This window comes from Rathayibacter sp. RFBD1, from assembly GCF_002932915.1.
In the GTDB taxonomy this organism is placed as follows: domain Bacteria; phylum Actinomycetota; class Actinomycetes; order Actinomycetales; family Microbacteriaceae; genus Rathayibacter.
Genome location: NZ_PSWQ01000014.1, coordinates 1 through 25,758 on the forward strand (window position 1 = coordinate 1; position 25,758 = coordinate 25,758).

Genomic DNA, 25,758 nt, shown 5'->3' on the forward strand with positions numbered 1-25,758 from the left:
CCGGGGCGTCGGTGCGGGGGGAACGGGTCAGACGACGCGCGGGTCGGACTCCTGGGTGTCGTCCTCGGGGATGTGGACGTCCTGGACGGTCACGTTGATCTCGGCGACCTCCATGCCGGCGATGTGCTGGATGGCGTCGGCGACGGCGGAGCGCACGTCCTCGGCGACCTTCTGCAGCGGCGCGGGGTACTCGGCGACGATGGTGATGTCGGCGGCGACCTGGCGCTCGCCGACCTCGACCTTGACGCCCTGGCCGCGGTCGTCGTTGCCGATCGCATTGCGGATGGCGCCGATCGCTCGGGCCGCTCCTCCGCCGAGGGCGTGGACGCCCGGGACCTCGCGCGCGGCGATGCCGGCGACCTTGGCGATGACGCCGTCCTCGATCACGGTGCGTCCGGATCCGGTGCTGGTCTGACGGGTGGTGGTCGCGGTGGTCTCGGCCATGGTCTCCTCTTTCGCTCGGGGCCCGATCGCTCGATCAGGCGGGGTATGCAGGTAGGACGCTCCGTCGACGCCGAACGTCACGGTCGGATCCGGCCCGCCCAGGCAACTGCCAGAGAGGCGGGCCGGGCCGGGCCGGTCCTCTCAGGAACGCGGTCGACGCCCGTCGATTCGCCCTCGGCCCGGTGCTGTGGTGGCATGGAGCCGTGACCGACTCGACCGCCCCGCAGGCGCCCCTTCCCGGTCGGACGGCCGAGCGCATGCGGCCGCGCGCCCTGCTCGTCCTGGCCCTGATCGGCGCGGTCGGCGGGACCCTGTCGGGCGCGTTCGGCGTCGGCGGCGGGATCGTGATGGTGCCGATGCTGATCGCCTGGGCCGGGATGGACCAGCGCCGCGCCTCCGCCACCTCGCTGCTCGCGATCGCTCCGACCTCGGTCGCCGGAGCGTTCGGCTACGCCCTCGCCGGCCAGGTCGCCTGGGTCCCGGCGGCGGTGATCGCGGCTGCGGCGATGCTCGGGGCGGTGGCCGGATCCTGGCTGCTCGCGCGGCTGCCTCTGGGCGTGCTGCGCTGGATGTTCGTGGCGCTGCTCGTGGCCGCGGCGGTGCGGATGGCCGTGTTCGGCTCGAACGACACCGGCGACGTCGCCGAGGGCTGGGGCGTATGGCCAGGATTCGCGGGGCTCGGCGTCGGGATGGGCGTCGCCTCCGGCCTCTTCGGCATCGGCGGCGGAGCGATCGCCGTGCCGGTCCTGGTCGGCGCCTTCGGGCTCGCGGACCTCCTGGCCAAGGGCACCTCGCTCGCCGCGATGATCCCCACGGCGGTCACCGGCTCGATCGCGAACGCCCGGCGCGGCCTGCTCGACGTGCGCGCGGGCCTCGTGGTCGGACTCACCGCCACGGCGTTCTCCTTCGCCGGAGTGGCGCTCTCCTTCCTCCTGCCGGCGCGCGTGTCCGGGATCCTCTTCGCGGTCCTCCTCCTGCTCGCGGCGGTGCAGCTCGCCCTCCGCGGGCGGCGCCGCTGAGCCCTGCACGACGCGGACCCCCGCCGTCAACGCCCTGTCCGATCCGTCGCAGACGCTCGTAGCGTCGTCGCGATCGGGCGCGGGCCCGGAGGGGCGGGAGCACGATGGAGCAGCAGCAGCGCGAGCAGCAGGGCCGGCAGCAGCGGCGAGGGGGCGGCGCGAGCCTGCACCGGGACGTCGCACCCGGGGTGCACCGGCTCGAGCACGCCTGGACGAACCTCTACCTGATCGAGGAGGCCGGCCGGCTGACCGTCGTCGACGCCGGACTCCCGAGGACGTGGCCGCACCTGGTCCGCGCGCTGGAGGTGCTCGGCCGCTCGCTCGGCGACATCGACGCCCTCGTGCTGACCCACGCGCACTTCGACCACCTCGGCGTCGCCCGCGGCCTCGTCCGGCGGGGCGTCCCCGTGCACCTGCACGCGGCCGACCAGCCGCTCGCCGCGCAGCCCTACTCCTACCGCCGCCAGCGCACGCCGTTCGTGTACCCGCTGCTGCACCCCTCCGCGATCCCGGTGCTCGGAGCGATGGCCCGTGCGGGCGCGCTCGCGGTGCCGCCCGTGCACGGGACCCTGCCGCTGACCGCCGGAGCGGTGCTCGACGTGCCCGGATCGCCCCGCGTGCTCGCGACTCCGGGGCACACCGACGGGCACGTCTCGCTGCACCTGCCCGAGCGCGACGCGGTGATCGGCGGAGACGCGCTGGTCACGCTCGACCCCTACTCCGCGCGCACCGGCCCGCACCTGGTCGCGCGCGCCGCGACCGCCGACACGGCGCAGTCCCTCGACTCGCTGCGGGTCCTCGCCGGGACCGGGGCGCGGACACTCCTGCCCGGCCACGGCGCGCCCTGGCGCCTGGGCGTCGCGGCGGCGGCCGAGCTCGCGGCGCGGACGCCGATCGCCTAGGGCAGGCTCCGCAGGCCGCTCGGACGCCGGTGGCCTGCCTCCCCGGCCGACCCGGTCCCGCAGCCGTGACACCATCGGAGGTGATGTCGATCTCCGGTCCCGCATGAGCGCGGTCAGCTACCAGGCCGCGTCGATCCCCCTCCGCCTGGCCGGCGCCGGCATGGTCGTCGCCCTCCCCGTCCTCGCCGTCGAGCGTCTCGGCGACGTCGCGCTCGGCGGCGCCCTGACCGGAGCGGCGCTCTTCCCCGCCGTGATCGCCGCGCCGCTCGTCGGCACGGTGCTCGACCGGGTCCGCCGCCCCCGCCGGCTCCTGGTCGGCGCCGCGCTCACGACCGCCGTCGCCTTCGCGGTCGCCGCCTTCCTCGGCGAGGTGCCGACGCCGCTCATCGTGGTGCTGCTGCTCCTCGCGGGGCTCGCGACGCCCGTCTACATGGGCGGCATGTCGAGCTTCGTCACGAGCGCCATCCCGGAGCCGCGCCGCGCCTACGCGCAGGACTCGCTCTCGTACACGGTCGCCTCGATCAGCGGGCCGGCGATCGTGGGCCTCGCGGTCGGAGTCGGGGGAGCGCGGACCGCGATGCTCGCCATGGCGGTCCTCGCCCTCATCGGCGTCGTCGGGTCGCTCGGCCTGGCGATGGAGGCCCGTCCGGCGCCGACCGTCGGCGTGCTGCGGACGATCGTCGCGGGCGTCACCCACCTCGTGCGGCACCGTCCGATCGCGGTGGTCACCTCGGCGGGCACGCTCAGCCAGGTCGCGGGCGGAGCGGCGGGAGTCGCGGCGATCAGCCTCTCGGTGGAGCGGCTGGGCAGCACCGACGCCGCCGCGTGGATCCTGACCGCCTTCGCCGTGGGCGGCCTGCTGGGCGCCCTCGCCGTGGCGGCCCGCCGCTGGACCCGCCGTCCGCCGGCGTGGACCATGGGCGCCGCCTACATCGCGACCGGCGCCGTCCTCCTGATCGCCGTCCCCGACCTGGGCGTCGTCGTGGCGATCGCCGCCTTCGCGGTCGCCGGCGTCTTCACGGCCCCCTCGAACGCCGCGATGCTGCTGCTGCGCGACCAGGAGAGCCCCGCCGCCGTCCGCTCGCAGGTGTTCACGATCGGCGCGGGGCTGCGCTCCGCCGCCGCGGCCGTCGGCGCCGTGCTGGCGGGAGCGGCGTCCGGCCTCGGAGCCTCCTGGCTCGTCGCGGGGATCGCCGTGGTCTGGATCGGCTCCGGCCTGCTCCTGCGCCTGTTCCCCGCGCGCGACCGCGACTGAGACCGGCCGCGCGCGGAGCGCTCGGCGGGACCGGCACCACCGCGCGCGGGGATCGCGATCAGGCCGCGACGCCCGCCAGCGTGCCCGTGCTCGGCCCGTTCGGGTCGGTGATCATGCAGTTGATCGTGCGGTCGCCCGTGCCCCAGCTCTCGGCGGTCGGGTAGTAGTAGCTGAAGTCGTACGCCGAGTCCTGGTAGCCGATCCCGGTGAACGACTCGAACGCCGTGACGCAGTCGGTCTCGGCCTGCTCCGTCGCGACGGACTCGCCCGGGTACTCGTCGGCATCGGCCATCGTCAGGTTCTGGAACACCTCGTAGACGTGCGGGTCGGTGCAGGGCACGGTCGGCACGTCGGTGACCTCGGTCGCCTCCTCGCTGAGCTCGCCGTTCAGGCAGTCGCCCACGCGCAGCTGGAAGACGTCGGTCGTCCCGCCCTCGGTGATCTCCCCGGTCTCGTCGTCGCGGGTCTCGCCTCCCATCAGGCCGTTCAGGCCCGAGCAGCCGGTCAGACCGAGGGTGAGGGCCGCGCCGGCGGCCAGGACGAGGGCGGTTCTGCGGCGGTTCATGACGACTCCCGGGATCTGCTGCACGGAGGTGTTCCTGTGACGGCTCCCAGGCTAGAGGTGCAGGGCATCCGTCCCGAGGGGGATGCACTCGATCCGGATCTCCACTTTCCGGAGTAGCGGACGCTCAGCCCCGTCCGGTCGAATGGGGTCATGGCTCAGAAGACGGTCGCAGACCAGCTCATCGCTCAGCTCATCGACGCCGGCGTCTCCCGCATCTACGGGATCGTCGGGGACTCGCTGAATCCGATCGTCGACGCGGTGCGCCGCAGCGGCGGCTCCGAGAAGGGAGGCATCGACTGGATCCACGTGCGCAACGAGGAGGCGGCCGCCTTCGCCGCCGGCGCGGAGGCGCAGCTCACCGGGCGCCTCGCCGTCTGCGCCGGCAGCTGCGGCCCCGGCAACCTGCACCTCATCAACGGCCTCTACGACGCGCACCGCTCCTCCGCCCCGGTGCTCGCCATCGCGAGCCACATCCCCAGCAACGAGATCGGCTCGTCCTACTTCCAGGAGACGCACCCGGACAGGCTCTTCGTCGAGTGCTCGAACTACCGCGAGCTGATCTCGACCGCCGCCCAGGCTCCGCGGGTCGTGAACGCCGCGATGCGCAGCGCGGTGGCGCTCCGCGGAGTCGCCGTGGTCACCCTCCCCGGCGACATCGCCGAGCTGGAGGCGGTCGACGGCTTCCCCGCGTTCGTGCTGCCGTCGACACCCGTCCTGGTCCCCGCCGACGCCGACGTCCGCGCCCTCGCGGCCGCGATCGACCAGGCGCGGACCGTCGCGATCTTCGCGGGCGCCGGAGTGCAGAACGCGCACGACGAGGTCGTCGCCTTCGCCGAGCTGGTGGGCGCGCCCGTCGGGCACAGCCTGCGCGGCAAGGAGTGGATCCAGTACGACAACCCCTACGACGTCGGCATGACGGGCCTCCTCGGCTACGGAGCGGCGCACGCCGGCATGCACGACGCCGACCTGCTCCTCCTCCTCGGCACCGACTTCCCCTACGAGCAGTTCCTCCCCGACGCCTCGAAGGTCGTGATCGCGCAGGTCGACAGCGACGCCTCGAAGCTCGGTCGCCGCGTCAGCGTCGCGCACCCCGTCCACGGCGACGTGGCGGCGACCCTCACCGCGCTGACCCCGCTCGTGCAGCGGAAGGACCACCGCTTCCTCGACAAGACGCTGAAGAAGCACGAGAAGCTGGTCACCGGAGTCGTCGGGAAGTACACCGAGGTCGGCACGCGCAGCCCGATCCACCCCGAGCTCGTCGCCTCCACGCTCGACGGCCTGCTCTCCGAGGACGCGATCGTCACCGCCGACACCGGCATGGGCAACGTCTGGCAGGCCCGCTACATCACCCCCAACGGGAAGCGGCGCCTGCTCGGCTCGTACATGCACGGCTCGATGGCGAACGCGCTGCCGCAGGCGGTCGGCGCGCAGCTCTCGCACCCCGGTCGCCAGGTCGTCTCGCTGAGCGGCGACGGCGGGCTCTCCATGCTGATGGGCGAGCTGGTCACGGTCGCCGCCTACCGGCTGCCCGTGACGATCGTCGTGTTCAACAACTCCACGCTCGGGCTGGTGAAGGTCGAGATGCTGGTCGACGGCTTCCCGGACTTCGCTGTCGACGTGCCGATGGTCGACTACGCGAAGGTGGCGGAGGCGATCGGCATCCGTGGCATCCGCATCGAGGACCCGCGCGACGTGGAGGAGGCCCTCCGCTCGGCTCTCGCCGACGGCGGCCCGGTCCTCGTCGACGTGGTGACGGATCCGCTCGCCCTCTCGCTCCCGCCCACGATCACGGGCGCGCAGGTGAAGGGCTTCGCGCTGGCGGTCTCGAAGATCGTGATGAACGGAGGAGCGGGCGAGGCCGTCGCGCTGGCCCGCACCAACATCAAGCACGCTCTCCGATGATCGACGCCCGAGCGCTCGCGAGCGGCACCTGGTTCGTCCGGGGCTCCTCGCTGCCGCTCTGGCGCTCGCGGTCGGGGGTGGCGATCACGTACGCGCCGCTCCCGACCGGCGGGATCGGCGACGTCGTCAGCTGGCGCGGCCGCACGCGCTCGCACTACGTGGTCGGCATCGACACCCCCGACCCGCACGATCCGTCCGGCTTCCGCTGGCGCGGCGTCGAGCCGCTGACCCTCCTCGCCCGCAGCCGCTGTTCGTTCGTGGCCGCCGACGAGGAGGCGGGCTGGGCGCTCACCCGCTTCGCCCGGACGCCGTTCACGCCCGCCGGCGTCGACGTGTACGTCCGCGAGCCGCACCCGGCCCGCGGCGTGCTCGCGGCGGCGCTCGCCGCCTGCGCCGCCGACCCGCGCACGTCCGCGCTGCGCCCGCGCCTCTTCGAGGTCGCGCCCTGACTCCTGAGCGCGCGCCCTCCCGTGAGGCGTCACGAACGGCCGTCATCCCGCTCGGATGACGACCGTTCGTGACGCCTCGGCGGGCCCCTGAAGCCCGCCGGGCGCGTCACTCGCCGAGCGTGATCGCCTGCGCCTCGACGAGCTCGGGCTCGGGCTCGTGGGCGTCGGCGCGGGCCAGGGTGCGGCGTCCGAGCATCACGATCATCGCGGCGACGGCGACGGCTCCGGCCGCGGCGTACATCGGGAAGGCCGGCGAGATCGCCGCGGCCAGGGCGGAGGCGGCGGGCGGGGCGATCGCGCCGCCGAGGAAGCGGACGCCGGAGTAGGCGGACGAGGCGACCGAGCGGGGCAGGTCGGTCGCCTCCATCACGCACTCGGTGAGCACCGTGTTGACGACTCCGAGCAGCAGGCCGCCGACGATGATGCAGACGATCAGGCCGACACGGGACGAGATCACGAGGCCGCCGGCGATCAGGTCGAGCGCGAGCAGCAGCAGCACCGAGCGCAGCACGACGGTGCGCGGGAGGCGCCGGGTGAGCAGCGGAGCGACGAACACGGAGGTGATCGCCACGCCCAGGCCCCAGCCGAAGAACGTGAAGCCGAGGCCCATCTCGTCCAGCCCGAGCGGGTAGGGCGTGTAGGCGAGCAGCACGAAGAAGCCGATGTTGTAGAACAGGGCGGCGCCCGCCAGCGTGCGGATGGCCGGGACCTTGAGGGCGGCGAAGGGCGCCGAGAGCGGAGTCGGAGCGGGCTTGGGGCCGTCCTCCCGCAGGAGCGTCGCGATGGCGATGAAGCCGACGGCCATCAGCACGGCGGTCCCGAAGAACGGGCCGCGCCACGAGACGCTGCCGAGGAGCCCGCCGAGCAGCGGGCCGATGGCGATGCCGATGCCCAGCGCGGCCTCGTAGAGCACGATCGCCGCGGAGGAGCCTCCGATCGCCGCGCCGACGATGGTCGACAGGGCGGTCGAGATGAACAGCGCGTTGCCGAAGCCCCAGCCCGCGCGGAAGCCGATGACGCCCTCGACGCTGCCCGCCGTGCCGGCGAGCGCGGCGAACACCACGATGAGCACCAGGCCGATCATGAGGGTCTTCTTGGCGCCGATGCGGCTGGAGAGCCAGCTGGTGAAGAACATCACGACGCCGGTGATGACGAGGTAGCTCGTGAAGAGCAGCGAGGTCTCGGTCGGAGTCGCCTGCAGGCTCTCGGCGATGGCCGGGAGGATCGGGTCGACCAGGCCGATCCCCATGAAGGCGATCACCGCGGCGAAGGCGACGGCCCAGACGGCCAGCGGCTGCTTCAGGATCGAGCCCTGGGCGGGCGAGTGGGGGGAGGTGGTCACGGCGTGGAGCCTTTCTCGGGGGAGGAGGGGACGGGAGTGCCGGCGATGCGGGCGACGCGGGCCTCGACGAGGGTCGCGGCGCGCTCGAGGGCGAGGCGGTCGTCCTCGTCGAGGTCCTCGAACAGCGGGGCCAGGGCGGCTTCGAGGCGGAGCCGGTGCTCGGCGAGGGCGTCGAAGCCGGCGGGAGTGCCCTCGATCAGCCAGGCGCGGCCGTCGCCGGCGTCGTGGACGCGGCGGATCCAGGCGGCCTCGTCGAGCCGGGCGATGATGCCGGTCATCGTCGGCTGGGTGACGCGGACCCGCTCGGCGAGCTCGCCGAGGCGGGAGGGGGAGGCGGTGCGCAGCTCGGCGAGCGTCGACCAGACGGCTCCGGACTGCGCACCGAGCCCGGTCGCGCCGCTCGCCCGGCCCGCGAACCGCGTGAGGGCGGTGGCGGCGGAGGCGAGACGCACGGGGGCACTGGGATCGGGCACGAGAAATAATATAGCACGCCTATATAGTTCGGTGGAGGGCACTCCGAGTCCACCCTCCATCGGGCGCACTCACTGACGTTCTCCTCCGCTTCTGTGACAGGATCGTCCGTATTCGCGCGTCCACTCCCGCGATCACCGACGGAAAGAGAAGTCATGTCCCCCAGCGAGCACGACGTCGTCGTGATCGGAGCCGGTGCCACCGGACTCACCGCGGCGCTCCGGCTGCAGCAGCACGGACTCGACGTCGTCGTCGTCGAGGCGCGAGAGCGCGTGGGCGGGCGGCTCGAGACCCGCGTGGTCGACGGGCAGCTCCTCGAGCTCGGCGGCCAGTGGGTCTCGCCGGACCAGACGGCGCTCCTCGAGACCCTCGACGAGCTCGGCCTCGGCACCTACTCCCGCTACCGCGAGGGCGAGAGCGTCTACATCGGCGCCGACGGCTCCGCTCGACGCTTCACCGGCGACATCTTCCCGGGGAGCGAACGCACCGAGTCTGAGATCTCCCGTCTGATCGAGGTGCTCGACCGCCTCGTCGCCGAGACGGACCCGGCGGCGCCGTGGACGCATCCGCTCGCCCGCGACTACGACCGCATCACCTTCGCCGCCTGGCTGGAGCAGCAGAGCGACGACGAGGAGGCGCGGGCCAACATCGCCCTCTTCCTCGCCGACGCCATGCTCACCAAGCCGGCGCACGCCTTCTCCCTCCTCCAGGCGCTCCTCATGGCCGCGAGCGCGGGGAGCTTCAGCAACCTGGTCGACGCCGACTTCATCCTCGACAAGCGCGTGATCGGCGGCCTCCAGCAGGTCCCGGAGCGGCTCGCCGAGCGCCTCGGCGCCGAGCGCGTCCTGCTCAGGCACCCGGTCCGCTCCGTCCGCTACGGCGACGACGGGGTCGAGGTGCGCGCCGACGGCGCCGTCCTCCGCGCCCGCCGCGCGATCGTCGCCGTGCCGCCGAACCTCGTCGGCCGCATCTCGTTCGACCCGCCGCTCCCGCGCCTGCGGCAGCAGGCCCTGCAGCACCAGTCGCTCGGCCTCGTGATCAAGGTGCACGCCACGTACGCCACGCCCTTCTGGCGCGCCGACGGCCTCTCCGGCACCGCGTTCAGCCCGCACTCGCTCGTCCACGAGGCCTACGACAACTCGAACCACGGGGAGGAGCGCGGCACCCTGGTCGGCTTCGTCTCGGACGAGAAGGCCGACCGCGTGCTCGCGCTCGACGAGGCGGAGCGGAAGGCCGCGATCCTCGACTCGCTCGCCGCCTACTTCGGCCCGGCCGCACTCGATCCGGTCGTCTACTACGAGAGCGACTGGGCGTCCGAGGAGTGGACGCAGGGCGCGTACGCCGCGAGCTTCGACCTGGGCGGGCTGACCCGGTACGGCGCGCTGCAGCTGGAGCCGGTGGGTCCGCTCCGCTTCGGCACGAGCGACCTCGCCGCCGAGGGCTACCAGCACGTCGACGGCGCCATCCGCGTCGGCAGGCGCCTGGCACAGGAGATCATCGACGAGGACGGCGCGACCGCACCGGCCCCCCACAGTGAAGGAGCACAGCCCGCATGAGCACCCACTACGCCGTGATCGACCCGGCCACGGGGGAGACCCTCCGCGAGTACCCGACCCTCGGCGACGCCGAGCTGACCGCGGCGATCGGCTCGGCGCAGGACGCGTACTCCTCGTGGTCGCGGACCGTGCCCGTCGCGACCCGCGCGGCGCTGATCGCCCGGGTGGCAGAGCTGCACGTCGAGCGCGCCGACGAGCTCGCGGCGATCATCGTCCGCGAGATGGGCAAGCCGCTCGACCAGGCGCAGGGCGAGGTCGGCTTCGCCGCCGACATCTACCGCTACTACGCCGAGAACGGCGAGGCCTTCCTCGCCGACGAGCCGATCGAGCTCGCCGAGGGCACCGGCTCCGCGCTGATCCGCCGTGCCGGGCTGGGCGTGCTGCTGGGCATCATGCCGTGGAACTTCCCCTACTACCAGGTGGCCCGCTTCGCCGGCCCGAACGTGGTCGCGGGCAACACGATCCTGCTCAAGCACGCGCCGCAGTGCCCGGAGTCGGCCGCCGCCATCGCCGACATGTTCCGCACCGCGGCCGAGGACCTGGGCGCGCCCGCCGGCGTCTACGTGAACCTCTACGCCACGAACGAGCAGGCCGCGACCGTCATCGCCGACCCCCGGGTCCAGGGCGTCTCCGTCACCGGCTCCGAGCGGGCCGGCGCGGCCGTCGCGGAGCTCGCGGGCCGACACCTGAAGAAGGTCGTGCTCGAGCTCGGCGGCTCCGACCCGTTCGTGCTCCTGTCGACCGACGACCTCGACAAGGCGGTCGAGGACGCGGTCGCCGCGCGCCTGGACAACAACGGCCAGTCCTGCAACGCCGCGAAGCGCTTCATCGTGATCGACGAGCTGTACGACGCGTTCGCCGAGAAGTTCACGGAGGCGTTCACCCGCGCCCAGCCGGCCGATCCGTTCGAGGAGGGCACCCTCCTCGGCCCGCTCTCCTCCTCCGCCGCGACGGAGCGCCTCGAGGCGCAGCTGGCGGCCGCGCGCGAGCAGGGGGCGACCGTCCGCGCCAGCGGCGAGGTGACCGGCAACTTCTTCCCGCCCGCCGTGCTCGAGGGCGTCACGCCCGAGATGGACGCCTACCGCGAGGAGTTCTTCGGCCCCGTCGCCGCGCTCTACCGCGTCCGCGACGAGGACGAGGCGATCGCCCTCGCGAACGACACCCCCTACGGCCTCGGCTCCTACCTCTACACGACCGACCAGGAGCAGGCGCTGCGCCTGGCGGACCGGATCGACGCGGGCATGGTCTGGATCAACCTCGTCCTCGGCGACGCGGCCGAGCTGCCCTTCGGCGGCGTGAAGCGCTCGGGTACCGGCCGCGAGATGGGCCGCCCCGCCCTCGAGGAGTTCGTGAACAAGAAGCTCATCCGCATCGCGTGAGACGGGTGCGGGCCGGGCCCCGGAGTGGATCCGGAGCCCGGCCCGCAGCCGCTCGGCCTGCGCCCGCTCACTTCTTCGTCAGCGACGACTCCTTGTGCGCGGCCTTCGCGTCGGTCTTGTCGCTCTGCACGATCCAGTAGGGCTCGTCGTCCGAGGCGTTGAACTTCTGCCCCTCGAACTGGAACTCCTTCGTCTTCTTCTCGACCAGCTCGCCGTGGGTCTCGCCCTGCGAGGTGTTCCAGCTGATCTTGTCGCCCTTCTTCACGAGGCGGCTCCTCTCTCTCGGTCGCGCCGGAGCGCGGTGGTCCCGTCGCGCGGGAGCGCGATGGTGGTGGTGACGTCGACGATCGCCGGAGCGGCGGGCGCCGACGAGAAGCCGAACCGCACGGGCGGCGAGAGCGGGCGCAGCGGGCCGAGGTCCTCCTCCGCCAGGACCGCGTGGACGCCCTCGACGCGGCGGATCGCCCGCACGCCGTAGTACTCGCGGCGTCCGTGCCCTGCCGACCCGGCCGTGCTCACTCCGCGGACGAGCAGGGAGGCGACCGGCGAGATCGCGGTCAGCCATGCCGGGTGCTCGGCGAGCGGTCGTGGAACGATCCGCAGCAGCCGGCCGAGCGGAGTGAGACCGCCGAGCTCCAGTCGCACCGCGAGCGGTCCGGCCGCGACGGACAGGCCGCCCGCGATCCTCCGCCACGACACCGGCGCGATCCGCACCTCGTCGAACGCGTACGTCGACCCGATGAAGTCCGCGACCTCGCGGGTCGGTGCGATCAGGAGGCGGTGGCCGTCGCCGTCCTCGACCATCGCGTCGGCGAACGGGCCGAAGGGGGTGTCCTCCCAGAGGCCCAGCACGATCCTCGTGCCCGAGGACGTGCCGAACCCCGCGATGCGCCCGCCGAAGCGGAGGAGCCGCGGGGTCCGGCCGGTCATCAGGAGGCCGAGCGCAGCAGCGTGAACGAGCCGTCGCGGACGATCAGCGTGGTGACCTCGCCCTCGACGACCTGCTCCGGGTCGCTCGAGGCGGCCAGCGTCCACTCGGCGCCGGGCGCCTCGGGAACGGTGAACTCGACGCCGTTCTCCGCCGCGTTCAGCAGCAGGGCGAAGCTCGCGCTGCCCTCGTGCTCGAACACGAAGGTGATCGAGCGGGCGTCGGGGTTGTCCCAGTCCTCGTCGGCGAAGCCCTGCGCGTCGGAGCGGAGGATGTCGACCGTGTCGGGGCCGCCGTCGCCGGGGGCGCGGCGGAACCACTTCGGGCGCAGCGCCGGCTCCGCGGCGCGGAGGGCGATCAGCTCGCGGGTGAAGGCGAGCAGCTCGCGGTCCGCGTTCTCCCAGTCGAACCACGAGATCTCGTCGTCCTGGCAGTAGGCGTTGTTGTTGCCGCCCTGCGTGCGGGCGATCTCGTCGCCGCCCAGGATCATCGGCACGCCGGCCGAGAGCAGCAGCGTCGCGAGGAAGTTGCGGCGCATGCGGTCGCGGCGCTCGTTGACCGCCTCGTTCTCGGTCGGGCCCTCGGCGCCGTTGTTGGAGGAGCGGTTGTCGCTCTCGCCGTCGTTGTTGTCCTCGCCGTTGGCCGCGTTGTGCTTGCGCGAGTACGCGGTGAGGTCGGCGAGGGTGAAGCCGTCGTGCGCGGTGACGAAGTTGATGCTGGAGACCGGCGAGCGGCGGTCGGCCTCGTACACGTCGGGGGAGCCGAGGACGCGCTGCGCGGTCGTGCCGAGCACCGAGTCGGCGCCGTTCCAGAAGTCGCGCACGTCGTCGCGGAACTTCCCGTTCCACTCCGACCAGTCCGCGGGGAAGCCGCCGACCTGGTAGCCGGCGGTGTCCCACGGCTCGGCGATCATCTTGACGGGCGCGAGCACCGGGTCCTGCGCGATCAGGTCGAGGAAGGCGCTGTGCACCTCGGCCTCGCCGGTCTGACGGGTGAGGGTGGTGGCGAGGTCGAAGCGGAAGCCGTCGATGTGCATCTCGGTCACCCAGTAGCGCAGGGAGTCCATGATCAGGCCGAGCGCGGCCGGGTGCGCGACGTTGAGGCTGTTGCCGGTGCCGGTGGTGTCGAAGTAGTTCGCGCGGTCCTCCTCCACCAGTCGGTAGTAGGAGCCGTTGTCGATGCCCTTGAACGAGAGGGTGGGGCCCTTGTCGTTGCCCTCGGCGGTGTGGTTGTAGACCACGTCGAGGATGACCTCGAGGCCGGCCTCGTGGAACGCCTTGACCATGGCCTTGAACTCGTCGACCTGCGAGCCGTCGTCCCCGGCGTGCGAGTACTCGTTGTGCGGCGCGAAGAAGCCGAGGGAGTTGTAGCCCCAGTAGTTGCGCAGGCCCTTCTCCTCGAGGTGCGAGTCCTGCACGAACTGGTGCACGGGGAGCAGCTCGACCGAGGTCACGCCCAGGTCGGTGAAGTGCTTGATCGCGGCGGGGTGCGCGAGGCCGCGGTAGGTGCCGCGGATGTCCTCGGGCACGTCGGGGTGCAGCTTCGTGAAGCCCTTCACGTGCACCTCGTAGACGACGGTCTCCTCGAGCGGGATGCGCGGCGCGGTGTCGCCGCTCCAGTCGAAGGAGTCGGGGTCGGTGACGACGCAGCGGGGGACCGCGTGCGCGGAGTCGGCGTCGTTGCGGGTGTCGGCGTCCTCGTAGAACTGGCCGAAGACGTCCTCGGACCAGGTGTACGAGCCCTCGATCGCGGTGGCGTGCGGGTCGAGGAGGAGCTTGGCGGCGTTGTGGCGGAGGCCGTTGGCGGGGTCCCAGGGGCCGTCGACGCGCAGTCCGTAGCGGGTGCCGATGCCCATCTCGGGGACGAGGCCGTGGAAGACGTGGCCGGTCCGCTCGGTGAGGGCGACGCGGGTCTCTGCTCCGGACTCGTCGAAGAGGCAGACCTCGACGCTGTCCGCGGTCTCGGAGTAGACGGCGACGTTGGCGCCGGCGTCGCCGCGGAGGGAGACGCCGAGGGGATACGGGAAGGAACGGGGGGATGCGGGCATGCGTCCATCCTGACCGGGCGGCTCCGGGAGCTTCGCGCCCTTGTCGCCGCGCCCGCCTCCCGCTAATCTTCCAGGCCCTCCCTTCGACACGGCGCCCTCCGCGGGCATATAGTCAGCTGGCTTACTAAATCGTCGGAGGAGAGCGTCGTGCGCAACCGCAAGTGGATCGGGCTGGTCGTCATCAGTCTCGGAGTGGCGACGATCATCGTCGACTCGACCATCGTCAACGTCGCCATCCCGTCGATCGTCGCCGATCTCGGGATCACCTCGACCCAGGTGCAGTGGGTGCAGGAGTCGTACACGCTCGTGTTCGCCGCGCTCCTGCTGGTCTTCGGCACCCTCGCCGACCGCTGGGGCCGGCGCCGCGTGCTGATCGTCGGCGTCTCGCTCTTCGCGCTCTCCTCCGTCGCGGCGGCCCTCGCTCCGACCGGCGACCTGCTGATCCTCTCCCGGGTCGTGCAGGGCGTCGGAGGAGCGATGGTGCTGCCGACGACCCTCTCGCTGATCAACGCCACCTTCCGCGGGCGCGAGCGCGCCATCGCCTTCGCCGTCTGGGGCTCGACCATCGGCGGCATGACCGCGGTCGGCCCGCTGCTCGGCGGCTGGCTCACCACCGACTTCTCCTGGCGCTGGGCGTTCGGCATCAACATCCCGCTCGGCGTGACCATCGTGGTCGGAGCGCTGCTGTTCGTCGACGAGTCGCGGCAGCCCGACGGGCGGAGGGTCGACCTCGTCGGCGCCGCGCTCTCGATCATCGCCTCCGCCTCCCTCGTGTTCGCCCTCATCGAGGGGCGCACCCTCGGCTGGTGGGGCGTCGACGAGCGGCTGAGCGTCGGCGGCTGGAGCTGGCCGCTCGGCCTCTCACCGGTCCCGATCGCGTTCGCCGTCGCGGTGCTCGCCGGGGTCGCCTTCGTCCTCTGGGCGCGGGCCCGTGAGCGCGCCGGGCGCTCGGCGATGCTCGCGATCGGGCTCTTCCGCCTCGCCTCGTTCCGCAACGGCAACCTCGCCGCGATGATCGTCTCGCTCGGCGAGTTCGGGATCATCCTGGCGCTGCCGATCTGGCTCCAGAGCGTCCTCGGCTACACGGCCGTGCAGACCGGCCTGGTGCTCCTCGCGCTCGCGCTCGGCTCCTTCGTCGCCTCGGGCTTCGCCGGCGCCTTCGGCAACAGGGTCGCGCCGGTGCTGATCGTGCGGGTGGGCCTCGCGGCCGAGATCGTCGGCGTCGCGGGCATCGGTCTGGTCGTCTCCGACTCCACCCCGTGGTGGGCCCTCGTCCCGTTCCTCGCCGTCTACGGCTTCGGCGTCGGCCTCGCGACAGCGCAGCTGACCGGGGTCGTGCTCCGAGACGTGCCCGTCGAGCTCAGCGGGCAGGGCTCGGGTACGCAGTCGACCGCGCGGCAGATCGGCTCCGCCCTCGGCATCGCCGTGCTCGGGACGATCCTCTACACCTCGACCGCGGGGGTCCTCACGACCTCCCTCGAGCAGCAGGGCCTCCCCGCGGAGCAGGTCGCGAGCACCGTCGACGCGGTGGTCGACTCCTCCGGCGCCGCGATCGCCGGGCTGGCCGCGTCGCCGGCCACCGCCGACGCGGCCCGGGCGGCGGGCGAGGCGTTCTCGGACGGCACGCGCTACGCGGCCTTCGCGGCCGCCGGGTTCCTCGCCGTCGGCTTCCTGGCCACGCTCTCGCTCGGCCGACCGGCCGAGGAGGAGGAGACGGTGGTCAGCTCAGCGGAGCCGAGTCGTCGGCGGTGAAGACGATCTTGCCGATCGTGCGGTCGGCGCCGGTCGCTCGGCGCGACAGCACGTCGACGACGTCGCCCAGCGGATGCACGGCGCCCGGCCGGGGCCGCAGCTCGCCGGAGGCGGCGAGCGAGACCGCGCGCCCGATCCGCTCCGCCGTCGCCACCACGATCATGTTGCGCACCCGCGGGCGGTCGCGGCGGACGAGGCCCGTCGCCTGCGAGACCAGCGCCGGACCGCTCGGCACCAGCGTCGCGATGCGCCCGCCCTCGGCCAGGAGGATCGCCGCGTCGTCGACCGGCAGGTGGCCGGAGACGTCGACGACCACGTCGAAGCGGCCGCCCAGCACCCCGAGGTCGAGCGCGCGGTAGTCGTGCGGCTCGGCGCCGAGCGAGCGGAGGAGGTCGGCGGAGGCGGCCGAGCCGGTGGCCGCGACCGTGCATCCCGCCCGCACCAGCAGCTGGATCGTCGGATCGCCGATGGCTCCCGAGCCGCCGCTGACGAGGACGTGCTCGCCGGCGCGCACGTGCAGTGCGTCCACCAGGCCCACCGCGGTGCCGCCCGACATCGCGAGCGTGACGGCCTCGACGAAGCCGAGGGAGTCGGGCATCGGGACGAGCGAGCGGCTGCGCGCGATGGACGCGTCGGCGAAGGCGTCGCCGTCGCGGGTCATCCCCACCACGCGGTCGCCGATCGCGACCGAGTGCGACCCCGGGCCGAGCGCCTCGACGGTGCCGGCGATGTCGAGCCCGAACCCGTAGGGACGGGAGCGGCCGACGGCCATGATCCGCGCGGAGCCGGACAGGATCTTCTCGTCGGTCGCGTTGATGCTCGCCGCGCGCGTGCGCACCAGGACCTCGCCGCGACCCGGCATGGGCACCGGCGCTTCCCGCCACGAGAGCAGGTCGGGCCCGCCGAACCTGTCGTACCCGAGTCGTCGCATGTCGCTCCCGTCGTCCGTGCCAGCCCCCCGAGCCTAGGGCGTGGCCGCTGAGCGGAGGCGTCGCGGGAGCCCGGCGGAACCCCCTCCGGTGCCCGCGGGCCCGGTGCTACCGTGGCGGCCATGAGCGCAGACGACAGCCCCGAGTTCGCAGGCTTCGAGGCCACCCCCTCCACCGATGCGGAGAAGGCCGACGACGTCCGTCCCGCCGACGCCGAGGTCGAGGAGAACACGACGGCCGACGAGAGCCGCGACCCGGACCACGGCTACGACCCGATGAGCGAGAGCGGCTCCGAGAACGCCCCCGAGGACGAGGTCGGCCCCCGCGAGGACGAGGAGGGCCTGCTTCCCCCCGGCAGCACCGCCGAGGGAGCCGGCACCGCGCTCGGCGCCGACGCGGTCGAGGGCGGCGAGCCCCTGGGCGAGAACGCGAGCGCCGGCACCCCCGGCCAGCTCGCCGACGAGCGCTGGCGCACCAACGGCATCAACCCGCTGGGTTGAGCCTCCTTCCGCGGCGGTCCCCGCCCGCCGCGGCGCAGTCGGCTACCCGGGATGGCCGGGCGGGTGGAGCGTCCTGCGTCCAGCTACGACGGAACGCTGACACGCGTTCCGCCGGTTCGCCTCGCGGACACAGCGGCGGTGGACGCCCGGCCGCGCGGGCCATCGACTCCTCCATCCACGGCCACGGCGGGGCGCCGTGAGGCGAACCGTCGAAACGCGCTCCAGCGTTTCGGCGTAGCCGGTCGCGACTCGCTCCACCTGCCCGGCCGTTTGCGGGAGCCGACCGCGCCGCGGCGGGCGGGGACCGCCGCGGGAGTGAACACCGCCTGAGGCGAACCGTCGAAACGCGTTCCAGCGTTTCGGCGTAGCCGGACGCGACCCGCTCCACCTGCCCGGCCACTCCTGGGAGCCGACCGCGCCGCGGCGGGCGGGGACCGCCGCGCAACAAACACAGCTGGCGTTCCGGTTGCTCGGAGGAGGAGCAGGGGTGGGCGCCGTAGCGTTCCGGGAGCGCGGCACGCCGGTCGCGCGGACGGGGAGTCCCATGTCGTTGTTCCTGAACCGCACTCGTGAGGTCCGATGGACCGAGGACGAGAGGCGGGCGCTGGCCGAGGCGGTGGCGGAGGACCGGGCCGACGCCTGGCGCGGAGTGGGTGCGCTGGATCGCACCGTCGTCGTCTCGACCGAGGACCCGGGCGTCCGCGGCGGCGCGCGCTGGCCCACCGATCACCGTGCGTTCCTGCGCGTGGACCGCGGCGCCTCCGTGGTGCTCGCGACCGACGGTCTGAGCGATCCCTTCGACCGGCTCGCGCATCCCGGCACCGGTCTCGGCCTCGAGCTGTGCCTCGAGACGTCCGCCGTCCGCGGCGTCCCCACCGCCGACCTCTGGAACCACTGGCACTTCCGCCTGCTGTACGAGGCCGCCCGACGGGCCGCCCTGCAGGGGGTGTGCTGCCGCAGCTCCCTCGACACGGCGCGGCTCGCGAACGTCGCGGCGCCGCCGGCCTGGACCGACGAGCAGGGCACCGTCGGTGTCCTCCTGGGCCTGCGCAGCCCCGGCCTGCCCGAGCGGCTCGACCTGGCGACCGGTCACGCCGACCTGGTCACCCTCACGCCGCTGCGGCCGCAGGAGCACGCCCGGGCGTCGGTCGACGCGGGCGCCCGTGCCGAGATCGCCGAGCGCCTCCGGGCCCTGCCGCACGAGGAGCTCGTGCACACGGCCCGGCCGCTCGTGGTCTGAGGAGCGTCGCGGGTCAGGAGCCCTCGGCCGGCTCCGGCACCACGGTCATCTCGCCGGTGTTGTTCGCGCTCGCGATGAACTGCTCGATCCACAGGCGGTTGAGCGACGGGCGCTTGCTGCCGTGGAACCGGAAGTGCAGCGGAGTCGTCGGGTGCACCCAGACGGAGCTGCGGCCGTAGCCGGACGACTCCGGCTCGCTCCAGGAGAGGCTGAACGACTCGTTCCGCCGCATCTTGGTGAACATCGCGACCTTGAGGTGCGCGAGGAGCCGGTCCTCGAAGTCGATCTCGAGTGATTGCGGTCCGTAGATCAGTCGTCCCATTGTCTCCGCCGTGAAGTCGTGCCGACGCGCCGGAGTCCCGGACGGCGTCGCGGGCTCCGTGAGCTCGGGAGCCGCCACGGAGAGGATACCGATCCTGCGACCCGGAGGGGTGACACGGCTTTCGCCTCCGCCGGCCGGGGGCGGGATCACCCCGTCAACGACGGACGCCCCGCCGACCGGATCCGGGGATCCTGGTCGACGGGGCGTCGGAAGTCGGAGATTACTCGCCGACGCCGCGGATGTTCGCGGCCTGCGGGCCCTTGCGGCCCTGCTCGACGTCGTACTCGACGTGCTGGTTCTCGACGAGCTCGCGGTAGCCCTGCTTCGCGATGGCGGAGAAGTGCGCGAAAACGTCGGCGCCTCCGTCGTCGGGAGCGATGAAGCCGAAGCCCTTTTCGGAGTTGAACCACTTAACGGTGCCAGTAGGCATTTCTTTTCCTTATGTGTTAATGACGCCGACCGAGGCCGGCGTCGTCAGAGTCCGCACGAGTGTGCGGTACCCGCTCGACTCGGCCTCCGCGGGTGAAACACGCGTCTGCCGGAGTCGTCCGGGTCGTCTAGGGGCTGAGCTCGCGCCTCCGGGGGAGGGCGGCTCTGCGGGGGAGAACGTCCCGCGGACCGGGCGAGCCGGTGGAGCGGGGGTCGAACGAGGAACGGCGCGGCTTCCGCGGCGTCCTGTGAAGGGCGGTACCCGCGTGCGAGGCGGGCGTTCGAACCGGACGACCGAGGACGATGCTCTCGGTCGGTGCGGTCTCTATCAGGGGCTGAGTCTCTTCGTCGTCGTGCGACTTCTCAGCCGTGGAATTCGGGCGATCGCCCAGGAGATGTCTCGACTCTACGGGATCACGGCCCCCGAGCGCGACCGCCCGCGTCATACGGCGCGCCGATCCGCGTGCGTGAGGCGGCCGGAACCGCTGTCCGGGCGGGTCGCGTTGTGCCACGATACGACTCGGATCGCGCCGTTCCCCGCCGCCGTTCCCCGCCACAGCCTCCCCGCCACAGCCTCCCCGCCACAGCCTCCCCGCCTCCGTCGCCCCGGAACGAGCCCGGAGCCCGTCCTCCCGAGGTCACCGTGCCCCTGCCTCCCCGGCCCGCCGACGCCGCGGTGCTGCTGCGCGAGCAGCGCGAGGTCGGCGTGCTCTGCGCCCGGCGGGCGGGCGGGGTGCTGACCGCCGCCTCCGCGCTGCACCTGCTCGCCCTGACGCCCGCGCAGCTGATCACGGTGCTGCCGAGCCTGGCGCTGCTGGTCGTCTCGGCGCTCGTGCAGCTCGCGCCCGGCCGATCGGTCGCGACCGGGACGAGGGCCGTGATCCTGGGATCCGCGCTGGACGTCGCGGCACTCGCCGCCTTCCTCTCGCCGGGCGTCGACGCCTCCCTCCGCGCCGTTCTGGGCGGGATCACGATGCTCGCCTCGATGGCGCTGCCGTGCGCGCTGCTCGCCGTCGGCTCCTGGCGGGGCATGCCGTGGGCCGCGGTCCTCGCGCTGCTCCCGGTCCTCGCCCTCGGCGCGGCGGCGACGGGCGCGTCCGGGCGCGCTCCCTTCGTCCTGATCTCGGTCGTCGTCTGCTGGGCGCTGCTGCTGACCGCCGCGCGGTGGCTCGCGGGCAGCGTCGCGCGTGCGCACGTCGGCACCGCCCGCCTCCGGACCGCCCACGACGCCGAGCGCCGCTCGAGCGAGAGCGAGTCCCGGCACCGCGCCGACGCGCGGCTGATGCACGACACGATCCTGGCGACGCTGACGCTGGTGGCGCACCGGGGGGAGGGCGTGCCCGCTCCCGTGCTGCGTGACCGGGCCGCCGCCGACCTGGCCCTCCTGCGCGGTCTGGAGACGGTGGAGGAGCCGGACCCGGACGGGGCGGCCGGGGTGCCGGAGGCGCTCCTCGCGCTCGGTCGGCGGTCGGCGGCGGTGGGCGTGGAGGTGCGCTGGCACGGCGGTGCGCAGCCGCGGATCCGACCGGAGGTGCTCGACGCCGTGGTGCGCGCGACCGGGGAGTGCCTCGAGAACGTGCGGCGCCACTCCGGAGCGGCCCTGGCCCACGTGAGCGTGGCGGAGGAGGCGGGCACGCTCCGCGTCGTCGTCTCGGACGAGGGGCGCGGTTTCGACCCGGCCGCGGTGGCGGCCGGACGCCTCGGCCTCGCGGAGTCGGTCGTCGGCCGGATCGAGGCGGTGGGCGGCGCGGTCCGGGTCTTCTCGGCGCCCGGGTCCGGCGCGACCGTGCTGCTGAGCGTGCCGCTGTGAGCGGGTCGCGGCAGGAGGAGGGGACGCTCCTGGAGCTGGTCCGGGCGGCGGACAGGAGCCCGGGCGCGCTGTGGAGCATCCGCGAGCGCCTCACCCGGCCGAACCGCCTGAGCGGGAGCTACCTCGGGCTGGGCTTCCTCACGATGGCGGTGCTGCTCGACATCCGCGGAGTGATCTCGTACCTCTGGTCCCTCGACGCGCGGTCCGCGACCTGGCTGAGCGGACTCTCCTGGCTGCTGGTCGTCGTCGCGAGCGCGGTGGGGGTCTCGATCGCCCTCCGCCGCCACGGCGAGCTGCCGCGCCGGGCCTTCGCGGGCGTCCTCGCTGTGGACGTGGCCGCGCTGCTGCTCGAGTTCGCCGACCACGCCCTGCCGACACCGGCTCCGATGTACTACCCGTCGGTCTGCGTGGGAGTGGGCGCGGGCGTGATCGCGCTGATCACCTTCCAGCCGCTCTCGCGCTCGTTCCTCGCTCTGGTGGTCCTGGTCGGGCTCACGGCGCTCGGCCTCGTCGGCCAGGCGCTCCTCGGCGACGGAGGCGCCGCCCTCGCGGTGAGCAACGTCCTCCTCGCCGTCGCGCCCGCGGCCGTGTGCGTCGTCGTGCTCACCTCGCTCGACCAGTACGTGCGGCGCACGCTCGACCGCAGCCTGGCCGACGGCACCGTCCACGCCGCGGACGACGAGTTCTCGCAGGTGGACGCCCGCATCGAGGAGCTCCTCGAGCGGGTCCGGACGCCGGTGCCGCTGGACGAGGAGCTGGGCGAGCGGGCGCGGGTGCTCGGAGACGAGCTCCGCGAGGCGCTCGCCCGCAGCCACGACCGCACCTGGCTGAGGATCGCGGTGGAGGAGTCGGCGCTGCTGTCCTCCGCTGTCGCGCTCGACGATCCGAGCGGGGCCGCGGCGCTGCTGGCCCCGCTCGACCGCTCGCGGCTGCTCTCGGTGCTCTGGCTGCTCACCGCCCCCGCGGGGAGGACTCCGCTCGCCGTCCGCCTGGAGCCGGGCCAGGGCGGCGGGGTGGAGCTCGCCCTGGTCGCCGCGGGCATCCGCACCCGCGACCTCGACCGCTCGGTCTGGGGCATCCTCAGCGAGCTCGGCGAGCACCGCACGACGACCGACCACGGCGCGACGAGGATCCTCGTCGCCCACCGGCCCCGGAGGAGGACGACGACATGAGCGACGAGCCCGCGATCACGCTGGCCATCCTCGACGACCACCCGATCCTGCTGGCGGCGCTGGCGGAGTGGATCCGCCGCTCGGGCACGGACATCCGCGTGGCGGCGACGGTCGGCACCTGGACCCACCTGCTCGCGCATCCCGCCTTCCCGACCGACGTGGTGCTGCTCGACATCGACCTCGGCGACGAGCTCGACCTCGCCATGAAGATCCGGATCATCGCGGCCGCCGGCGCCGCCACGATCATCATCAGCACGCACTCCGAGCCGGGGACGATCAGCCGGGCGCTCGAGGCCGGGGCGCACGGCTACGTGGTCAAGAGCGAGCGGACCGAGACGATCCTCGCGGCGATCCGAGCGGCGGCGCGCGACGAGCGCTTCCTGACGGCGCAGACGCGGGAGCTGCTCGGGGCCGACCGCCCGGGCACCCTGACGCACCGCGAGCGGGAGATCGTCCGCCTCTTCGTCGACGGGATGCCGCTGAAGCAGGTCGCCACGCTCCTCGGCATCACCCAGGACGCCGCACGGAGCTCGCTGCGCAGCGCCCGGGGCAAGTACCGGGCGGAGGGGCTGGCCGTCGGCACGAAGATCTCGCTCCGCCGGCAGGCGCTGCGCGACGGGATCGTCGAGCGCTAGGCCCGCGCTCGACGGTCCCGGGGGCCTAGACCGTCTCGGCGCGCTTCTGCCGCGCGGGCTCGGCGGGGTCGGAGGGCCCGTTCCAGATCGAGACGATGCCCCAGACGACGGCCGCGATCGGCACGGCCAGCACGGCGCCGACGATGCCGGCGAGGACGGTGCCGACGGTCAGGGCGATGAGGACGATCAGCGGGTGCAGCTTCAGCGAGCGCGCCATCACGACCGGCTGGAGGAAGTTGCCCTCGAGCTGGTTGACCCCGATGACGACCAGGATCACGATCAGCGCGGCGACCGGGCCGTTGGCGACCAGGGCGACGAGAGCGGCGAGGATGCCGGCGGCCGTGGCTCCGACGATCGGGATGAACGCGGTGAGGAAGACGATGACGGCCAGCGGGATCGCCAGGGGCACCTGGATGATCGCCAGCGCGACGCCGATGCCGATCGCGTCGACCGCCGCGACGGTCGCCGTTCCGCGGACGTAGCCGCCCAGCACGTCGACCGTCTTGTGCCCGACGCGCTTGGCGCGCTCGTAGCCCGAGCCGGTGAAGGGGCGCAGGAGGAACTCCCAGATCTTCGGGCCGTCCTTCATGAAGAAGAAGAGCACCACGATCATCAGCACGAGGCCGGTGATGAAGTTCGCCGCTGCGGAGACGCCCGCGAGCGCGCCGTTGCCGAACGAGCTGGAGGTGAGGAAGTCGACGACCGACTGGCGGGCGGACTCGATCTGCTCGTCGGTGATCTGGAACGGCAGGTGCTGCACGTAGTCCTGCAGCGAGGTGATGCCGTCGGAGGCGCTGCTGACCAGCTCGTCCCACTGGTTGCGGACCGCGACCGTGATCAGCCAGCCGACCGCGCCGAGGATCGCGAGCAGCCCGATCAGCGCCAGCCAGGTCGCGAGGATCGACGGCACGCCCTTGCGCCGCATCCACGCCAGGACCGGGTGGATCGCCGCGGCGAGGATGAGCGCGATCATCACGGGGATGAGCACCAGCGTGAGCTGCGTCATCGCGAAGACGAGCACCGAGGCCAGCAGGAGGACGATGACCACCTGGAGGCAGCGGGTGGCGAACCGGCCGAGGCCGTCGCTCCAGACCCGCCGCTGCGGATCAGGTGCGCTCGGCTGCGGCGCGGCGGCGCTGGTCGAGGAGTCGTTGCGGTCGAAGAAGCCCATGGAGGGACGGTATCGGCTCGGGCCGACCTGCCGTCCCTCCTTGACACCCCGGCCGCGCCGCGGCGATCCGGGGGTCAGAGACCGGCGGGCTTCTCCGGCGTGCGCAGCCAGGCGTCGAAGAAGTCCGCCAGGTCGGAGCCGGAGACGTTCTCGGCCAGGGCCTGGAAGTCGGCGGTCGTCGCGTTCGAGTAGCGGTTCTCGGAGGCCCAGCGCTTCAGCAGCACGCCGAACGCGTCCGCGCCGATCCGGTCGCGGAGGGCGACGAGGGTCAGGCCGCCGCGGGCGTAGACGGGCGCGTCGAAGAGGCCCGCGGCTCCGGGGTCGGCGACGGCGGTCGACCAGAACGGGTCGCCGGCGGGAGCGGCGGCGACCCGGGCGGCGGACTCGGTGACGCTCGCGCCGCCGGTGTGCTCCTCCCAGAGCCACTCGGCGTAGGTCGCGAAGCCCTCGTTCAGCCAGATGTCGGACCAGGTCTCCGGCGTGACGCTGTCGCCGTACCACTGGTGCGCGGTCTCGTGCGCGACGGTCGACTCGTCCGCGCCGCCGGAGTAGAACGAGCGGCCCTGGGTCTCGAGGGCGTAGCCGATCCGCTCGTCGTCGACCACGGCTCCGGCCGAGCGGAACGGGTACGGGCCGAAGACGGAGGAGAAGTAGTCGATGATCGCGCCCTGCTTCGCGAGGGCCGCCTCGGTGCGGGCGCGGGTGTCGCCGGTGATGTCCCGGTCGATCGCGTCGATGGTCGTCACGCCGCCCTGGGTGGAGCGGACCAGGTCGTAGTCGCCGATGTTCACCATGGCGAGGTAGCTCGCCATCGGGCTGGTCTCGACCCAGCGGGAGGTCGTCCACCCCTTCGACGTGGTGGGGGAGCCGACCGGCAGGCCGTTCGCGACCACCGTCCGACCCTCCGGGACCGTGATGCTGAAGGTGTAGCGCGCCTTGTCGGCGGGCGAGTCGTTGACGGGGTACCAGGTCGAGGCGCCGTCCGGCTCGCTGGCGACCAGGGCGCCGTCGTCCGTCGACCACCAGCCGAAGGGGACCCCGGTGCCGTCGACGGGGTTCCCGGTGGTCCCGGCGTAGTCGATGCTCACCAGCGCGGGCAGGCCCTTCCGGAGGGTCCGGGCGGGCGTGACGGTCAGCTCGTCCCCCGACTGGGAGAACCGGGCGCCCCCGGCGTTGACGGTGACCTTCGAGACGGTGAGGCCGGTCAGGTCGAAGGAGAGCGAGCGCAGGTCCTTCTGGGGCGCGAGGGTGACCACAGCCCTGCCGCTGAGGGCCCGGGTCGCCGGATCGTACTTCAGGACGAGGCTGTAGGTGAGGGCGTCGAAGCCGCTGCTGCCGAGGCCGGGGAAGTAGGGATCGCCGGCGCTGGTGCCCCCGTCGACGGCTCCCGCGCGGGCGGCGGGGGAGGCGATGGCGGCGGGTGCGAGGAGGAGGGAGGAGGCCACGAGCGCGCAGAGCGCGGCTGACGCACGGAATGTCATGTCCGCACGCTAGCGGGCGGGCGTTTCGTGCGCGTGTCGGCACCGTGCCGAGGAGAAG

General features: G+C 73.3%; 25 protein-coding genes. 13 read left to right on the plus strand and 12 right to left on the minus strand.

Annotated features, from left to right (window positions below):
• Positions 1-27 precede the first annotated feature (27 nt).
• Complete coding sequence (locus C5D50_RS06565; protein WP_104283097.1) at positions 28-444, minus strand: Asp23/Gls24 family envelope stress response protein; 417 nt, start codon at positions 442-444, stop codon at positions 28-30.
• A 203-nt stretch (positions 445-647) separates the two neighbouring features.
• Here C5D50_RS06565 and C5D50_RS06570 point away from each other — a divergent pair, with 203 nt between their 5' ends.
• The 3 genes from C5D50_RS06570 (at position 648) to C5D50_RS06580 (ending at position 3,620) form a co-directional block, all read left to right on the plus strand.
• Positions 648-1,463: a sulfite exporter TauE/SafE family protein gene (locus C5D50_RS06570; protein ID WP_104283098.1), complete on the plus strand. Its 816-nt coding sequence runs from the start codon at positions 648-650 to the stop codon at positions 1,461-1,463.
• 104 nt (positions 1,464-1,567) lie between these two features.
• Positions 1,568-2,365: an MBL fold metallo-hydrolase gene (locus C5D50_RS06575; protein ID WP_104283099.1), complete on the plus strand. Its 798-nt coding sequence runs from the start codon at positions 1,568-1,570 to the stop codon at positions 2,363-2,365.
• Between the two features lie 103 nt (positions 2,366-2,468).
• Complete coding sequence (locus C5D50_RS06580; protein WP_104283100.1) at positions 2,469-3,620, plus strand: MFS transporter; 1,152 nt, start codon at positions 2,469-2,471, stop codon at positions 3,618-3,620.
• A 58-nt stretch (positions 3,621-3,678) separates the two neighbouring features.
• Here the strand turns inward: C5D50_RS06580 and C5D50_RS06585 are convergent, their stop codons facing one another.
• Positions 3,679-4,209, minus strand: coding sequence for a septum formation family protein (locus tag C5D50_RS06585; protein ID WP_244230582.1), 531 nt, complete (start codon positions 4,207-4,209; stop codon positions 3,679-3,681).
• Between the two features lie 126 nt (positions 4,210-4,335).
• Between C5D50_RS06585 and C5D50_RS06590 the strand changes: the two genes are divergently transcribed.
• Both C5D50_RS06590 and C5D50_RS06595 read left to right on the plus strand, forming a co-directional pair.
• The gene (locus C5D50_RS06590; RefSeq protein ID WP_104283101.1) at positions 4,336-6,087 is read left to right on the plus strand and encodes a pyruvate dehydrogenase; all 1,752 of its coding nucleotides are present in this window, start codon (positions 4,336-4,338) and stop codon (positions 6,085-6,087) included.
• Positions 6,084-6,536: a hypothetical protein gene (locus C5D50_RS06595; RefSeq protein ID WP_104283102.1), complete on the plus strand. Its 453-nt coding sequence runs from the start codon at positions 6,084-6,086 to the stop codon at positions 6,534-6,536. Before C5D50_RS06590 ends, C5D50_RS06595 begins: the two co-directional genes overlap by 4 nt.
• Before the next feature lie 106 nt (positions 6,537-6,642).
• On the opposite strand, the gene C5D50_RS06600 is transcribed toward C5D50_RS06595, so the two are convergent.
• Both C5D50_RS06600 and C5D50_RS06605 read right to left on the minus strand, forming a co-directional pair.
• Positions 6,643-7,878 (minus strand): MFS transporter, encoded by a 1,236-nt coding sequence (locus C5D50_RS06600; RefSeq protein ID WP_104288967.1) that lies wholly within the window; start codon positions 7,876-7,878, stop codon positions 6,643-6,645.
• Entirely contained in the window at positions 7,875-8,351 is a 477-nt protein-coding gene (locus tag C5D50_RS06605) for a MarR family winged helix-turn-helix transcriptional regulator (protein WP_181137317.1), read from the minus strand. Before C5D50_RS06605 ends, C5D50_RS06600 begins: the two co-directional genes overlap by 4 nt.
• A 153-nt stretch (positions 8,352-8,504) precedes the next feature.
• On the opposite strand from C5D50_RS06605, the gene C5D50_RS06610 reads away from it, so the two are divergent.
• Positions 8,505-9,905, plus strand: a complete 1,401-nt coding sequence (locus C5D50_RS06610; protein ID WP_104283105.1) for an NAD(P)/FAD-dependent oxidoreductase — start codon at positions 8,505-8,507, stop codon at positions 9,903-9,905.
• Positions 9,902-11,284: an NAD-dependent succinate-semialdehyde dehydrogenase gene (locus C5D50_RS06615; RefSeq protein ID WP_104283106.1), complete on the plus strand. Its 1,383-nt coding sequence runs from the start codon at positions 9,902-9,904 to the stop codon at positions 11,282-11,284. Before C5D50_RS06610 ends, C5D50_RS06615 begins: the two co-directional genes overlap by 4 nt.
• A 67-nt stretch (positions 11,285-11,351) precedes the next feature.
• On the opposite strand, the gene C5D50_RS06620 is transcribed toward C5D50_RS06615, so the two are convergent.
• From C5D50_RS06620 to glgX, 3 genes are read right to left on the minus strand one after another with little or no spacing between them, the layout of a single operon-like run.
• The gene (locus tag C5D50_RS06620) at positions 11,352-11,549 is read right to left on the minus strand and encodes a DUF2945 domain-containing protein (RefSeq protein ID WP_056866275.1); all 198 of its coding nucleotides are present in this window, start codon (positions 11,547-11,549) and stop codon (positions 11,352-11,354) included.
• Positions 11,546-12,214 carry a hypothetical protein gene (locus C5D50_RS06625; RefSeq protein WP_104262783.1) on the minus strand — a complete coding sequence of 223 codons (669 nt, stop codon included), beginning with the start codon at positions 12,212-12,214 and terminating at the stop codon, positions 11,546-11,548. The genes C5D50_RS06620 and C5D50_RS06625 overlap by 4 nt, the downstream gene beginning before the upstream one ends.
• Complete coding sequence (gene glgX, locus C5D50_RS06630; protein ID WP_104283107.1) at positions 12,214-14,259, minus strand: glycogen debranching protein GlgX; 2,046 nt, start codon at positions 14,257-14,259, stop codon at positions 12,214-12,216. The genes C5D50_RS06625 and glgX overlap by 1 nt, the downstream gene beginning before the upstream one ends.
• Before the next feature lie 147 nt (positions 14,260-14,406).
• Between glgX and C5D50_RS06635 the strand changes: the two genes are divergently transcribed.
• Positions 14,407-16,011, plus strand: a complete 1,605-nt coding sequence (locus tag C5D50_RS06635; protein ID WP_104283108.1) for a DHA2 family efflux MFS transporter permease subunit — start codon at positions 14,407-14,409, stop codon at positions 16,009-16,011.
• Here C5D50_RS06635 and C5D50_RS06640 read toward each other — a convergent pair.
• On the minus strand, positions 15,980-16,942 hold the full coding sequence (locus C5D50_RS06640; protein WP_104283109.1) for an NADP-dependent oxidoreductase: 963 nt from the start codon (positions 16,940-16,942) through the stop codon (positions 15,980-15,982). The genes C5D50_RS06635 and C5D50_RS06640 overlap by 32 nt on opposite strands.
• Positions 16,943-17,062: 120 nt before the next feature.
• Here C5D50_RS06640 and C5D50_RS06645 point away from each other — a divergent pair, with 120 nt between their 5' ends.
• Positions 17,063-17,440, plus strand: a complete 378-nt coding sequence (locus tag C5D50_RS06645) for a hypothetical protein (RefSeq protein WP_104314845.1) — start codon at positions 17,063-17,065, stop codon at positions 17,438-17,440.
• 544 nt (positions 17,441-17,984) lie between these two features.
• Positions 17,985-18,680 (plus strand): hypothetical protein, encoded by a 696-nt coding sequence (locus tag C5D50_RS06650; protein ID WP_104283110.1) that lies wholly within the window; start codon positions 17,985-17,987, stop codon positions 18,678-18,680.
• A 13-nt stretch (positions 18,681-18,693) separates the two neighbouring features.
• Here the strand turns inward: C5D50_RS06650 and C5D50_RS06655 are convergent, their stop codons facing one another.
• Positions 18,694-19,002, minus strand: a complete 309-nt coding sequence (locus C5D50_RS06655; RefSeq protein ID WP_104226101.1) for a hypothetical protein — start codon at positions 19,000-19,002, stop codon at positions 18,694-18,696.
• A gap of 220 nt (positions 19,003-19,222) precedes the next feature.
• Positions 19,223-19,432: a cold-shock protein gene (locus C5D50_RS06660; protein ID WP_055786246.1), complete on the minus strand. Its 210-nt coding sequence runs from the start codon at positions 19,430-19,432 to the stop codon at positions 19,223-19,225.
• Between the two features lie 642 nt (positions 19,433-20,074).
• Between C5D50_RS06660 and C5D50_RS06665 the strand changes: the two genes are divergently transcribed.
• The 3 genes from C5D50_RS06665 to C5D50_RS06675 are packed head-to-tail and all read left to right on the plus strand — an operon-like array spanning position 20,075 to position 23,048.
• Positions 20,075-21,241 (plus strand): sensor histidine kinase, encoded by a 1,167-nt coding sequence (locus tag C5D50_RS06665; protein ID WP_104288969.1) that lies wholly within the window; start codon positions 20,075-20,077, stop codon positions 21,239-21,241.
• A complete protein-coding gene (locus C5D50_RS06670; protein WP_104283112.1) occupies positions 21,238-22,413 on the plus strand; it encodes a hypothetical protein in 1,176 nt (391 codons plus the stop codon). Before C5D50_RS06665 ends, C5D50_RS06670 begins: the two co-directional genes overlap by 4 nt.
• Positions 22,410-23,048, plus strand: a complete 639-nt coding sequence (locus C5D50_RS06675; RefSeq protein ID WP_104283113.1) for a response regulator — start codon at positions 22,410-22,412, stop codon at positions 23,046-23,048. Before C5D50_RS06670 ends, C5D50_RS06675 begins: the two co-directional genes overlap by 4 nt.
• 25 nt (positions 23,049-23,073) lie before the next feature.
• Here C5D50_RS06675 and C5D50_RS06680 read toward each other — a convergent pair whose 3' ends face one another.
• Together C5D50_RS06680 and C5D50_RS16335 are read right to left on the minus strand one after the other, a co-directional pair.
• Complete coding sequence (locus tag C5D50_RS06680; protein ID WP_104226105.1) at positions 23,074-24,219, minus strand: AI-2E family transporter; 1,146 nt, start codon at positions 24,217-24,219, stop codon at positions 23,074-23,076.
• A gap of 74 nt (positions 24,220-24,293) precedes the next feature.
• On the minus strand, positions 24,294-25,700 hold the full coding sequence (locus C5D50_RS16335) for a M1 family metallopeptidase (RefSeq protein WP_146086897.1): 1,407 nt from the start codon (positions 25,698-25,700) through the stop codon (positions 24,294-24,296).
• Positions 25,701-25,758 lie beyond the last annotated feature (58 nt).